At 57.6% G+C, this 14,720-nt stretch carries 6 protein-coding genes; all 6 read left to right on the top strand.

What is annotated here, in order from left to right; all coding sequences use genetic code 11:
• Positions 1–7: 7 nt before the first annotated feature.
• The 6 genes from EDB95_RS15315 (at position 8) to EDB95_RS15290 (ending at position 14,719) form a co-directional block, all read left to right on the top strand.
• The gene (locus tag EDB95_RS15315; RefSeq protein WP_133994676.1) at positions 8–4,015 is read left to right on the top strand and encodes a hybrid sensor histidine kinase/response regulator transcription factor; all 4,008 of its coding nucleotides are present in this window, start codon (positions 8–10) and stop codon (positions 4,013–4,015) included.
• 128 nt (positions 4,016–4,143) lie between these two features.
• Positions 4,144–7,428 carry a SusC/RagA family TonB-linked outer membrane protein gene (locus EDB95_RS15310; RefSeq protein ID WP_133994675.1) on the top strand — a complete coding sequence of 1,095 codons (3,285 nt, stop codon included), beginning with the start codon at positions 4,144–4,146 and terminating at the stop codon, positions 7,426–7,428.
• Positions 7,429–7,432: 4 nt separating this feature from the next.
• Positions 7,433–9,145, top strand: a complete 1,713-nt coding sequence (locus EDB95_RS15305; protein ID WP_162852623.1) for a RagB/SusD family nutrient uptake outer membrane protein — start codon at positions 7,433–7,435, stop codon at positions 9,143–9,145.
• Positions 9,146–9,162: 17 nt separating this feature from the next.
• The gene (locus tag EDB95_RS15300) at positions 9,163–11,946 is read left to right on the top strand and encodes a SusC/RagA family TonB-linked outer membrane protein (RefSeq protein WP_133994673.1); all 2,784 of its coding nucleotides are present in this window, start codon (positions 9,163–9,165) and stop codon (positions 11,944–11,946) included.
• Positions 11,947–11,956: 10 nt separating this feature from the next.
• The gene (locus EDB95_RS15295) at positions 11,957–13,630 is read left to right on the top strand and encodes a RagB/SusD family nutrient uptake outer membrane protein (protein ID WP_211352105.1); all 1,674 of its coding nucleotides are present in this window, start codon (positions 11,957–11,959) and stop codon (positions 13,628–13,630) included.
• Between the two features lie 12 nt (positions 13,631–13,642).
• Positions 13,643–14,719 (top strand): DUF5013 domain-containing protein, encoded by a 1,077-nt coding sequence (locus EDB95_RS15290; protein ID WP_133994671.1) that lies wholly within the window; start codon positions 13,643–13,645, stop codon positions 14,717–14,719.
• Position 14,720: the final 1 nt, after the last annotated feature.

The following is a 14,720-nucleotide window of genomic DNA, read 5'->3' as shown; positions in this document are numbered from 1 at the left end:
TTGACAAATGCGTTTTTGGCCCCTTTTGTTTTTGAGTCTCCGTCTGGCGGCGGACCCTACTGTGCCGGTGCAACACCTCGGGATCGAAAGGGGGTTGTCGAACAACTCGGTGCGGTGCATTTTCCAGGACCACCTGGGTTTCATGTGGTTTGGGACGTATGACGGTTTGAGCCGGTATGACGGGTACGAATTCACGGTGTTCCGTAACAAGTTGAACGACGGGGGTTCCCTTCCTTACAATTATATCTATGCCATCGACGAGGACCCGCAGGGGAACATCTGGGTCGGCACGGGCCAGGGGATCGGTATCTACAACCCCGCCACGGGGAAGTTCAGCACCGCGGCCTATTACGCCTATAAGAGCCGCGAGCGCTGGCTGGTCAATTTCAATGTAACGGCGCTGAAGATCGATAAAACGGGGGACGTCTTTATCGGGACCAATGGCTGGGGCCTGCACGTGCGGCGGGCGGGCGAGGACGCGGCGCACCAGTTGCCGTTTGCGGAACGGACCGGCTATTATGTTCCGTCGATCGTCATCGACCCGGCGGAGCGCGTGTGGGTATTTGTCCAGGGAGCAGGGCTTTGCCGGTATGAAAAGGGCGCGCTGCAACTCGTGAGCGCCGGTTTGAAGTCGGTCAATTGCATGACGGCGGACGAAGACGGAAACCTGTGGATGGGGACGCTGAACGGCGTATACCGGTACACGATCGCTACCGGCGCGATCGAACACGTGAATGTACAGATGAGCTCGACCAACGTCTGTTGCGTGGCGATGGACCACGAGCGCAAATTGTGGATCGGCACCGAGGGCGGCGGCATGGACATCCTCGACACCCGTACGAATACCATGGAGTTCCTCTTGCCGGGCGAAGGGAAGTATAACCTGACGAGCGAGTCGGTGTACGCGATTTACCAGGATAAGGAGTCGCGGTATTGGATCGGCACACTGAAAGGCGGGGTCGACCTGTTGGACGGGCAGCAAAACCGTTTCCGGACGGTGAGCCACGACCCGCTCAACCCGAACAGCCTCATCAATAATTTCGTGTCGGCCTTCTTTGAAGACGGGGACCATCGTTTGTGGATTGGGACCGACGGTGGGGGGATGAGCATTTGGGATAGGGCGAAAAACAAATTCACCAACTACCATCGCGCAAACGGCGGTCTCAGCAACAATTCAATCACCTCTATCTGCGAGGACCGGCAGCACGCGGTCTGGGTGGGTACGTTCGGGGGCGGCGTCAACCGGTTTGACCCTGCCACGGGACGGTGTACGCACTACGCGTGTATCAACGACCAGACGGAGGAGGAAAATAAAAACGTCTGGGTGGTGTATGAGGACCGGGATGGCAACCTTTGGGCGTCGACTTTTGAGAACGGGCGGTTGTACCGGCTCGACCGGGCGAAGAACCGCTTCGTGGTGTTCGACCAGGCCTACAACGACCTGATTTCTCTCAGTGAGGACCGGAAGGGGACGCTATGGGGCGGCAACTCGCGCGAACTTTTCAAGATAGACAAGTCGGGCCGGCAGCACACGACCTACGACATAGGCAAACCCATCCGGGCGTTGTACGAGGACCATAAGGGCCGGTTTTGGCTGGGCACCGAGGGGGGCGGTTTGTTGCTGTTCGACCGGGACTCGGGAAAGGTGGTCACACAATACGCCGACGCCGACGGGCTTTGTAACAATTCGGTGCTGAATATCCTGGAAGACGACCATGGCTTCCTGTGGTTGTCGACCTTTAACGGGTTGTCGCGTTTCGACCCCGGCCATAAAGTCTTTAAGAATTTCTACCAGGGAGACGGGCTGCAAAGCAACCAGTTCCTGTACAGCGCGGCCCTGCGGCTGCAAACGGGGGAGCTCGCCTTCGGGGGGATCAAGGGGTTTAATATTTTCTACCCGGACTCGATCCGGCCAAGGAACTATATGCCCCCGCTCCGGATCACGGGGCTTCGGGTCGACAACCAGCCGTATACAGGTGCGTTACGCATTCCATATAATAAGGCGGTCTTGTCGTTCGACTTTGCCGCCCTGGAATATTCCGCCCCGGCCAATGTCTCTTATGCCTACCTCCTGGAGGGCTGGGACAAAACCTGGAACTATACCCGGAACGTGCGCACGGCCAACTATACCAACCTCAGCGAGGGAAGCTACCGGTTACGGATACGGTCCACCAATGCCGAAGGCGTTTGGAACCCAGAGGAAACCACCCTCGACATCCGGGTCCTGCCGCCTTGGTACCGCAGCGTCTGGGCCTATATCCTGTACGCGTTGCTGGCGGCAACGCTGGTGTATTTTTACCGCCGGTACCGGTTGCGACAGGCGCAGTTGGAAAAGGAAAAGGAGATCAATGAAAAACGCCTTTCTTTTTTTACCAGTATTTCGCACGAGTTCCGGACACCCCTCACGCTGATCATCAACCCGCTCAAGGACATTCTTCACCAGGATAAGGGGGAAAACCAGGAAATCCGGCTGGTGTTCCGGAACGCCCGACGGTTGCTTAGCCTGGTGGATCAGTTGTTGCTTTTCCGTAAGGCAGAAAGCGGCGCGGACCGGCTAAAGATCGGTAAGGTCCACATCCAGGAACTTTGCCGCGAGGTCTACCTCGCCTTCCTGCAAAAGGCCCGGGCGGAACAGATCGACTATACCTTTGACGGGGGCGACACCGACCCGGAGGTCTATGTCGACCGGGAAAAGATGGAGATCGTGTTCTACAACCTGCTTTCCAACGCCTTAAAATATACACCCCCCGGCGGCCGCGTCCACTTCCGGCTTTTTGAAACGGCGGACACCGTCGACATAACGGTCTCGGACACCGGCAAAGGCGTCCCGCCCGGCACCGGCGACAAGCTGTTCGAAAAGTTCTACCAGGCCAGCGGACATGCCACGGGCTTCGGTATCGGGCTTTACCTGGTCAAACAATTTGTCAAGAGCCACGGGGGGAAGGTCTCTTACGAGAGTGCGCCCGGCGCGGGGACTACGTTTGCCGTGAGCCTTCGGAAGGGGAAGCGCCACTTCGGCGCGGAGCCTGTGTTTGAGATGGGCGGCGATAAACCGGTGATCCTGGAGGAGCTCGCCGGGGAAGGCGACCCGGAGGGCGAGGACACTGGACCGTTGGCGGGCGGCTCCCGGCGCGCGGGGCCCGACCCGGCAGGCAGCGGTGGGCGCGCGGGCGCGGGGCAGGCGGCGGGCGAAGCCCCAGCCGGGGCCCTCGGCCCCCGCCCGGTGGGCACCTCCATCCTGATCATCGACGACAACGACTCCATGCGCCAATACGTCGCGCAAATCTTCGCGGACCGGTATACAGTCTACCAGGCCGCGAACGGCGAAGAGGGCCTGGAACTCGCACGCCTTCGCCAGCCCGACATCGTCATCACGGACATCATGATGCAACCGGTGTCGGGGATCGAGCTGTGCAAAACCTTGAAGGACGACCTGGCGCTGGGGCATATCCCGGTGATCCTCCTGACGGGGAGCCCCTCCCAGGAAACGGAGCTCCAGGGGATGGAGGGGGGCGCGGACGACTATGTGACGAAGCCCTTTGATAAGGAGATACTGCTGGCGCGGGTGGCGGGGTTGCTCAAGAACCGGAACAACCTGCAGCGGTACTTTTATAATGAAGTCACGCTGCAGCGGAACAACCTGAAGATTTCGGAGGAGGATAAAGCATTTATCGACCGGTGTATCCGGGTGGTCCAGGACCATATCGACGACGACGACTTTATGATAAAGACCCTGGCCCAGGAAATGGGGATGAGCCATTCGGGTCTCTATAAAAGAATCAAGGCGGTCTCGGGGCAGTCGGTGAACGGCTTTATCCGGTTTATCCGGCTGAGGCGGGTGGCGGAGCTGTTGATCAATACGGACAAAAATGTGAGCGAGGCAGCGCTCGAAGCAGGGTTCAACGACCTGAAGTATTTCAGGGAACAATTCTCCAAACTTTTTGGGATGATGCCCAGTGAGTATGTCAGGAAATTCAGGCCTCCTTTTTCCAAGAACCTGAACTTCAATAGGTAATCATAAAGCCCCTCTAGGGGGGTAATCTCATTTTACCAGTTTACCCCCCTTATTTGATGAAATAGAGCGCCCCCTTTTACTGGGGGCGCTTCTAATTTTATCCCTATTGATTGCCAAAATACCGCTATATGAAACTACTGCTTATCGTTTCGCGGACGCGCGGCGTCCGATGGCACCTCTTGCTGCTATTTTTACTCCTAATCTTATCGGCTACAGCCCAGGAACGCCTGACCGTACACGGCACGGTCAGGGGCCGGAATGACAGTCCCCTGCAGGGAGCGACGGTGCGGGTCGCCGGTACCCAGCTTGCCAGGGTCACCGACAGCCTGGGTGAATTCTCCCTGGCGGTCGACCCGGGGGCGCTCCTGCAAATTTCCTATGTGGGGTACACCGCCGTCGTGGTCAAGGTAAAAGGACCGGGGGTGTATAACATCGCCCTAAAGGAAAAACCCGACACCAACGAGGTCGTGATCATCGGTTACGGAAAGCAAAAGCTTCCGACGGTAACCGGGGCCGTGAGTTCGATCGCGGGGCACGAACTGGTCCAGACACCGGTGTCGAACATCAGCAACATGCTGGTGGGCCGGACGTCGGGGATCAGCGCCGTACAGGCGAGCGGTGAACCGGGTCAGAACGCGGCCACGATCCGCATCCGCGGGATCGCTACCCTGAACGGCCAGGACCCGCTGATCGTCATCGACGGGATCCAGCAACCGGCGGAACAGCCTTATGTGATCCTGAACGCGATGGACGCAAACGAAATCGAGAGCATCAGCATCCTCAAGGACGCGTCGGCCACGGCGGTCTACGGGATCCGGGGGGCGAACGGGGTCGTCATCATCACGACCAAAAGGGGACGTCAAAACAAACCCCAGTTCAGCGTCTCGGCGAACCAGGGTTTTACCCACGCCACCTCGCTTTTCCAGACGCTCGACTCCTATCACTTCGCGCTGCTGAGGAACGAGGCGATCGCCAATGCCCAGGCGGCGGGGGACCAGTCGTTCAACGCGCTGATCTTCACCCAGGATCAATTATGGAAGTTCCAAAACAACCGGGACTATACGCCCGACGAGGTGAACGCCATGACGTTCCTGACACCGGCGCAAAAAACGGCGCTGATGAACAGCCCGGCCTTGTATTATACAAGCCACAACTATTACCAGGACCAGTTCGGGGCGACGGGTTTGCAGGGACAATACAATATGAACGTCTCGGGCGGGACCAGCAAGGTCCGGTATTTTACGTCCCTTGGCTACTTCCAGCAAAACGGGATCCTGTCCAACGCCACGTATGGCGGTGCGGACAACAACCCGACCTTCCAGCGGTATAACTTCCGGTCCAACTTCGACATCGACGTGGCACGGAATTTCCTGCTGAGCGTCAATATCGGCGGGCAGTCTTCGATCAACAAGGTGCCGGGCACCGACGCCAATCCCGGCGATATAGGGAACCGTTACCAGGCGATCATCCAGAATATCCTGGAGAACAGCCCCTTTAGCGGACCGGGGATCGTGGACGGAAAACTCGTGACCGGGTTCCTGGGCACACCGGGCGCGTCCACCAATCCCATCGGTTTGCAGGGCGGTACCGGGTACACGCCCCTGGCGCAATTGCTGACCGGCGGGAGCGCCACCGTGTACACGACGACCCTTAATACAGCCTTTACGCTCAAACACACGATGAACTACCTGGCGAAGGGGTTGGACGCGCACTTTACCGTGGCGTACGACGACTCTTACAACAAGGGCTTCGTGCGCATCAACAGCATCCCAACCTACAGCGCGATGCGCGATCCTTCGAACCCGGCCAATATTCTTTACGTGGGCGGTCAGTTGAGCCCCACGACGACCTATGATAATCAAGGCAACGGCGCCTGGCGGAAGATCTACCTGGAGGCCGCGATCAATTACAACCATACTTTTGGCGACCATACCGTGTCGGGCCTTGTGTTGGGGAACGCCCAGCGGTATACGGCCAACGGCCAGGCCGACAACACGCCCTCCGGGCTGATGGGGCTGGTCGGCCGCGTGACCTACAATTACAAGGAGCGTTACCTGATCGAGGGCGACCTTGGAATAAACGGGACCGAAAACTTTGCCCCGGCCAACCGGTTTGGGTATTTCCCAGCGGTGTCCGCGGGCTGGATCGCCTCGAAGGAATCCTGGTTCCCGAAAACCGACGTCCTGACCTGGTTGAAATTCCGGGGTTCGTACGGGGAAGTCGGGAACGACCAGATCGGCGGACGCCGGTACCTCTACCTACCGAATACCTGGACCACGGGTGCGTCGGGCTATTTCTTCGGGAACAGCAACGGGAGCGCCAACAACCCTTACTACTCCGGCGCCTCGGAATCCACCATCGGGAACCCGAACGTGACCTGGGAAAGGGCTAAAAAGACCAACTATTCCGCGGACCTGAAGTTTGACAAAAACAAGCTATCCCTCACCGGCTCTATCTTTCAAGAGCGCCGCGTAGACATTCTCGTCACCTCCGGTATCATCCCCGCCAACTACGGGGTAAGCTCCAGCGCCGCGCCGCCCATCAACTCCGGCCGCGTGACCAACAAAGGCTTCGAGCTGGAAGCGGGTTGGGAAGACCAGATCGGTAAGGTATCCTATTTTATCAAGGGGAACTACTCGTATGCCCGGAACAAGATCGATTATATGGCGGAGGCCCCCTACCCTTATCCCTGGATGGACCAGACGGGTTATGCGATCGGTCAATACAAGGGGCTGCTGACGGACGGGTTTTACAACACCCCGGAACAACTGGCCAACCGCCCATACAACAAATTCGGCAACCAGGCCCGCTTAGGCGACCTGCGGTTTAAGGATGTCAACGGGGACGGTGTGATCGACGACCAGGACGAAGTGCCCATCGGTTACCCGAACATCCCGGAAATTGCCTATAACCTGTCGGTGGGTTTCTCCTTCAAAGGATTTGACGTATCGGCCTTGTTTATCGGCACCGCCAAGGGTTCCTTCCCGCAGTACGGATATATCCTGAGTACCCCCTTTGCCAAAAACGTGGGCGAGGTACTCCAAAGCGCGTATGACGGTCACTGGACGGAACAGAAATACCAGTCGGGTCAGAAGATTTCCTACCCGGAGATTTCCCTGAGCGGGGGCGGTCCGAACAACGCGGTCCTGAGTGACTTCTGGCTGAAGTCAAACGACTTCAGACGGCTGAAGAACATGGAGGTCGGGTATACCTTTTCCAGGAGCACGTCTTTACTCAAACGCACGAACATCAAGGGCGTTCGGGTATACGCCAACGGGAACAACCTGGCGACCTGGGGTTCCCACCTGATCAAGGGGATCGACCCGGAGATGGCCGACACCGGCAAGAACTATATGGGTTATCTCTACCCGCTCACCAAGACCTACAACATCGGCGTGAATGTTCAATTTTAACATCATGAGACCATTCAAACTTATCATAGCGCTCGTGCTTTTTTGTAGCTGCGAGAAGAATTTCCTCCAAATGCCCATTTCCAATACCACCACCGTGGACTCGGTTTTTTCCACCACGGTCAAGGCGGAAGGGGCGATTGCCAACGCTTATTATGACTGTCTGTCCCAGGGCATTCCCTACACCAACTTCTGGAACGCCATGGTCCAGGAAAACCTGGACGGCGGCATGAACTACGGCTGGGCCTGGACGATCTCCGAGGGGATCGTGCTCAATGGGCTGGCCGCCGCCAACACCTCCGAGGACATGGACGGTTATTCGCAAAACTTTGTGTACATCCGCCAGGCCTGGCTGGTCAAGGAGAACATCGACGAGGTCAAAGACATGTCCGCTGCCGACAAGGCAACGGTCAAAGGAGAGATGCTGGGCCTGCTCGCCTACCGGTATGAACAAATGATGATCATGTACGGGGGCGTACCCATCATCGACCACGCGCTTTTACCCACGGACTCGCTGACGATCGGCCGGGCGCCCTTGCAGCGCGTCCTGGACTCCGTCGTGTCCTGGTGTGACCAGGCGATCCCCGTCCTCCCCTCCGTTTGGCCCACCCAATGGACGGGCAGGCTGACAAAAACGGCGGCCATGGCGATCAAGGCCAAAGCATTGTTGTACGCCGCGCGTCCCTTGTTTAACTCGGCAACGCCCTACCTTGACATGGGCGGCAACAACAACCTCATCTGTTTTGGCGCGGCCGATCCTACACGCTGGCAAACAGCTCTGACCGCCAGCGAAGCGGAGATCACCGAGGCCACGGGCGCCGGCGGTTTGCAGGTCATCAACACGGGCAATCCCCTGGACGACTATGGCACCGCCACCGGCGTGCCCAGCAACCCGGAAGTGATCCTCGCCTGGAAAAACATCGACAACGTCCTTTTTGACGGCGGCAACTGGGCCAACCTCCCGATGAACGCCTTTTACAACGACCGGGTGTGGGAAGCGCAGGGCAACGTGCTGACCACGAACATGCTGGAGAATTATTACAAGGCCGACGGCACCAACCAGACCTGGCCTTCGCTGGGTACGGTGACTGCCTTTACCGACTATACCACCCGCATGAACCAGATGGAACCCCGCTTCCAGGTAACCTTTCAGCCCTGGGAACAGGACTCGAAAGCCAACCCCGGGGACGTCAACTGGACAAACGCCGCCACCTTTGGCGGACAGGGTTTTGGTTGCGCACGCGTCGTCAAGTTTTACTATAAGGCGAGCGGCCGTGCCTGGTTCGAGTTCCCCATTTTCCGCCTGGCATCGGCCTACCTGAGCTCCGCGGAAGCCTATAACGAACTGGGGCAGTCTGCCAACGCGCTGTCACGACTGAACGTCATCCACGAGCGCGCGGGCTTGCCCGCCGTTACTACGACGAACCAGGACTCGCTCCGGACCATCATCCAGCGCGAATGGCAGGTGGAATTCTATGACGAACAATACCGCCTCCACGACATCAAGTTCTGGAAGTTACCCAATATCGGCAACGGCATCATCGGCGGTCCGATCCGCACCTTTGCCTTTAACAACGGCGGGTCCGTCACGGAAACGGGGAACAAAAACTACAACGACAATGTCTTGTATACCGCCTTCTGGGCGCCCAAACAATATTTGAATCCCTTCCCCACCAGCGAGATCAACAAGGGGTATTTGATACAAAACCCCGGCTACTAACTTCAAATTTCTACGCAATGAAAAAACTAATGATATGCTGCCTGGTGCTGGGATGGGGGTCGCTCAGGGCACAGGACACTACGGTGGTTCTGACCGGCCCCGCCAACCCGGCCACTATATCGGGCGCGACACTGGCCAAAATACCGGTGCCCAACCTGACCAATACCCTCTATGGTCTCCAGGGCCTGATGGTCCAGCAAACCTCCGGCCAGCCGGGCTACGACGCGGCCAACCTGTACATCCGCGGCGTCGGGACCTACGACAACGCAGGGCTGATCCTCTATGTGGACGGGTTCCAGACAACCCCGACGTATTTCCAATACCTCTCCCCCTCCGAAATCGAAAGCGTCACGGTCCTCAAGGACCCGGTATCGCTGGCGACGTTTGGGATGAAGGGCGCTAACGGCGTACTGTGGGTGACGACGCGACGCGGACACATCCACAAACCGAAGATCGAGGTCAATGTCGTAAGCGGGCTGCAACAGGCCACCAAGATCGACAAACCCTACGGGTCTTATGACTATGCGCGTTTGTACAACGAAGCGGTGAGCAACGACGCCTACAACCTCAACGGCCACCAGTTCGTGTGGACGCCTTTTTACAGCAACACCCAGCTCCAGGCCTATAAAAACGGCACAGGGGCGAACGTGGACTGGTACAACGAAGTGTTGAAGAAAAACGGGTTGTATTCCGACGCCAACCTCTTTTTCTCCGGCGGGGATACGACCACCCGGTACGGGTTTCTTTTTGACTACATGCAACAGGGCGGCTTGTACGACGTACACAACACCGCCAGCACCTCCAACGCGTTTATCCAACGCTACACGGCCCGTTCCAACCTCGACTTCAACTTCTTCAAGATCTTTGAAGCCTCGGTGGACCTGGGCGGCCGGATCGAGGACCGGCGTTACCCGAACTACAACGGGCCGCAGCTCTGGCAGGACATGTCGACGTATCCTTCCAACATCTACCCCGTCAAGGATTCGACGGGCAACTGGTCGGGGACGACGGTCTATAGGAACAACCCCGTGGCTTCGCTCTACGGGCTGGGCTGGGTCTCTACCCACGACCGTACCCTTCAGGCCAATTTTAATTTAAAGGAAAAATTGGACTTTATCACCCCCGGGTTATACTTGAATGAGGCCGTGTCGTTTAATACCTGGACCCGCACGTCGGCATCCCGGACGGCCACTTATGCCCGTTTTTACGAGGGTACCCAGACCACCACGGACAAAACAACGGACCTGATCTCCAACGGCACCGGCGCCACCGATCAATACGACTGGAAACAGGCGAAGATCACCGCGGGGTATGACCGGAAGTTCGGTCTGAACGCGGTTTCCGGTGCGTTGAACTATTATGCGGGCAATTACATCACCGACTATGGCCTGAACCTAAACGGCCTGAATACGGGGAACAATATTTATTATCACTTTGAAAATGCAGGCGGGCGCTTTAATTATACGTATAATGACCGGTATGTGTTGGACCTGGGCTTTGGACTGAGCGGTTCCGACAATTATGCACCCGGTCACCGCTGGGCCTTTTACCCGGCCGCCGGTTTGGGATGGGTCGCCTCCAACGAAGACTTCCTCCGGAACAACCGCGCGATTTCCTTTCTGAAATTCCGCTTCTCCGCGGGCGCTTCGGGGAACGACCAGACCAATACCGGCCGGTACCTGTACCAGCAGTATTATGTGTCCAGCGGTATCTTTTATACCGGGACCTCGCTGACGGGCAGCACCGGTGTCGTGCCCTCCTACGCCGCGAACCCCGACATCCATGCGGAGAAGAGCATGAAGTACGACGCGGGGCTGGATGCCACGCTGTTCAATCACCTCTCGCTGGTCGCCGACTTCTTCCGGGACCACCGCACCGGGATCATTACACAGGAGAACAACCTGATGGCGACGTATGGGGCGAGCCTTCCCTATGCGAATATCGGGATCGTGAACAACCAAGGGTTTGAGCTTAGCCTGAACTATACCAGCAAAGTCGGTCGTGTCGGATACGGCCTGGGTGCCATGGCCGTCTACGCGCGCAACAAGATCGTATACGAAGCGGAAATCCCGCCGGTCAATGCTTTTAGCCGCGCGACCGGCCAGGCTGTGGGCGCCGTCATCGGCCTGAAGGCCCAGGGACTTTACCAGCAGACCGACTTCAACGCCGACGGTTCGCTCAAGACCGGGTTACCGACACCCGCCTTTGGCGCCGTACAACCGGGTGACATCAAATACGCCGACCTGGATAACAACGGCATCGTCAACCAGAACGACGTCACCAAGATCGGGAATCCCGCCGTTCCGACCCTGCAGTATACGTTCAACGCCCGGGTCGATTACAAAGGCGTCGAGTTAAGCGCCCTTTTCCAGGGGATGTCGGGTAATGACGTGAACCTGCTGACGGCGGCCTATTACCAGACAGTAGCTTTCGTCGGCAACATCAACGTTTACCCCATCGCCGGGAACGCCTGGGCCTACTACCCCAGCCAGGGCATCGACACCAGGGCGACGGCGACCTACCCGCGGCTCACGACCCAGGCCAACCCGAACAACTACCAGACCTCCAGTTTCTGGATGAAAAAGGGCAGTTTCCTCCGGCTGCGGAACGTAGAACTAGGCTATACGCTCCCGGCCTCGGCGCTCAAGGCCCTGCACGCCGAAAAATTGCGCATCTACGTGAATGCCCTCAACCCGCTGATGTGGTCGTACCTGAGCAAACACTACGGCATGGACCCGGAGACGCCCTCCGGCTATCCCGAACTCAAATCCTATAACGCGGGTATCGCCCTAACCTTTTAAAACGATGGCTATGTCAAAACGTACGATTATACTGCTGTTGGGTGTGGCGCTCTCCGGTTGCTCTAAGAATTTCCTGGATACAAAAGCGGACACGTCCCAGACGCAGCAAACGTTGAACTCCAACTATTCTACTTTATTCTCTTATGCGGCGGCACCCTATACCTACCTCCGCAACGAGTTTACGATCATCGACAACAATATCTTCGCTCCCGTCACGGACGAAGCGGTGCAAACCCTGGCCAACGCGACGGTGGTGGATTTTAACACCGGCATCTGGAACGCCAGCTATAACCCCGACAACTACTACGCGAGTTATTATGCGGGGATCCGGGCCGCCAATTTTTTCATCGAACAGTCGCCCAACTACCGGGCGATCCTTGCGATGAACCGGGACACGGTATCGGCTACCGGCCAGGTCAGCTATACCCAGGACACCCTCAACATGGGGTGGTACCGGGCCGAGGCGCATGTTTTACGCGCTTATTTTTATTTCGAGCTGTCCAAACGCTACGGAGGCGTGCCCCTGGTGACCCACACCCTGTCCCTGACCGACAACACGGACATCGCCCGTTCGTCCTACGATACGATCGTGCAATTCTGCGTGTCGGAAATCAACAACTACAAGGACAGCCTCCAGGTCAATTGGAAGACGTCCTCCTTTACCAGCAACGACGGCCGGTTCAGCCTCGGCTCCGCACTGGCGCTGAAGGCACGCATCCTGCTTTTTGCCGCGAGCCCGCTGCACAACCCCACGGGGGATGTCACCAAGTGGCAGGCGGCCGCTTCGGCCCTGAATGACGTCATTGTCTTTGCCCAGGGCGCCGGCGGGTATGCCCTGGACGGAAACTACCGGAACTACTTCTTACAAAACAATACGCTCACCAGCAAGGAAACGATCTGGGCGATTCGCTACACGGCGAACAATACGATGGAATCGGAAAACTACCCCATCGGAACACCTGGAGGAAACAGCGGCGTAACCCCGACCGACGACCTGGTATCGGCTTATGAATATACTGGCCCTGCCATAACCGGTCACCCCTACGCCAACCGGGATCCCCGCCTGTATTACAGCATCGTGACCAACGATACCGCCTGGAATTCCCGGACGATCGACGAATCCGCCGGGGGTACCGATGATATGTCCAAAACCAACGCCAGCAAAACCGGGTATTACCTTAAAAAATTCCTGAACGACAACATGAACCTCGTACAGGGCGGTACACAGGTGCACCACTGGCCGGTCTTCCGGTATGGGGAAGTCCTGCTCGAATACGCGGAAGCGATGAACGAGGCATACGGGCCCGATAACGCTGGCGCCTATACGCTTACCGCCCGCCAGGCCCTGAATATGGTCCGCGCACGGGCCGGCGTAAATATGCCTCCCGTCACCGTGACCGATGCGACCTCCTTCCGGACCGCCGTCAAACACGAACGCCGGATCGAGCTCGCCTTCGAGGACTACCGCTACTGGGACCTGCTTCGCTGGAACGACGCCGCTTCGGTACTGGCACTGCCGGTACACGGGGTCACCGTAACAAAAGACGGTTCCGGGAATTTCTCCTACAGCCAGGTCGAAGTCCAAGCCAGGGTTTTCGATGCGTCCAAGATGTATTATTATCCTTTTCCTCAAACGGAAGTCATCAAATCACAAGGTGTTTTGGTGCAAAATCCGGGTTGGTAAAACTATTTACGTATGCGACACTATCTCTTCTGCTTGCTGTGCTTATGGGTCATTTCCTGCAGGAAAGACGATTCCAAGCAACCATTCGGGTTTTCAAAAATCTATATGCCCCAGGCCATCCTCCAGTCCGGGGGGGTGAACAACCAATACGCCGTGCCCTCGGGTACGGATTCCTCCACCTACAACTATGCCATCGACTCCGGGCGCCTGAACATATTTTTAGGCGCCAGCCTGTCCGGCCCGTCCACGGGGCCGTATACCGTTGCCGTGCAGGTGGACAATGATACCATTGCCAAGCTGTTTGCCGCGGGTGCGTTTGACACTTCAGTGTACAAGCTGATGCCGGCGGCCATGTATACACTGCCTTCCCAGCTCACGGTGGCCTCGGGCGCACGCGCCGGGAGCTTTAACCTTTCGCTCGACATTCCTTCGCTAAAGGCTTCCGCCTTCGTCGGCAAGTATCTGCTGCTCGCCGTACGCATCGCCAATCCGACGCAATATTCGTTGGATACTTCGCTCAGCGAGACCATTGTTGTCGTCAATGTGAACAGCCTCGTCATCGGGCCCGCCGTAAATGTCACGAGCCAGTACATCCTCAACCCCGGCAATCCCTTCGTCGCAAGCGCCATGAGCGGTTCACGCTGGGGCAGCCTGGAGGACTGGACCACCAACCCCGCGGCCACCAGCCACAACGGGCAAGGCGGTTTTTCGATCGACGGGGACGGCCCGACCATGGACCTGGAGTCCGGCTGGGGTTCCCCTCAGATCTACAACGGCAAGATCTGGCAAACTATCCAGCTCCCGGCCGGAACGTACGGCTTCGATCCCTCCGGCGGCAACTGGAAATGGCAAGGCACCCTCGATCCGACCTATGTCGTGGTGGCTCCCGGGTTAGATACCCTGCCCGATTATAGCAACGTCTCGCAGGTCCCTTACCAACTTATCGTCAACAATCCGCAACCATACGTTACTTTTCAACTGACCGCGCCCAGCAAAGTATCCGTAGGGATCGTTATGAACTACATAAAGTCCGGCCAGGGTTTCAAATCCACCCAGGTCACTTTGTACAATTACCCTAAACATCTGTAGT

Source organism: Dinghuibacter silviterrae, from assembly GCF_004366355.1.
GTDB classification, from domain to species: Bacteria; Bacteroidota; Bacteroidia; order Chitinophagales; family Chitinophagaceae; genus Dinghuibacter; species Dinghuibacter silviterrae.
The sequence above is the reverse complement of the archived record's forward strand: the minus strand, read 5'-3'. Positions and strand labels throughout refer to the sequence as shown.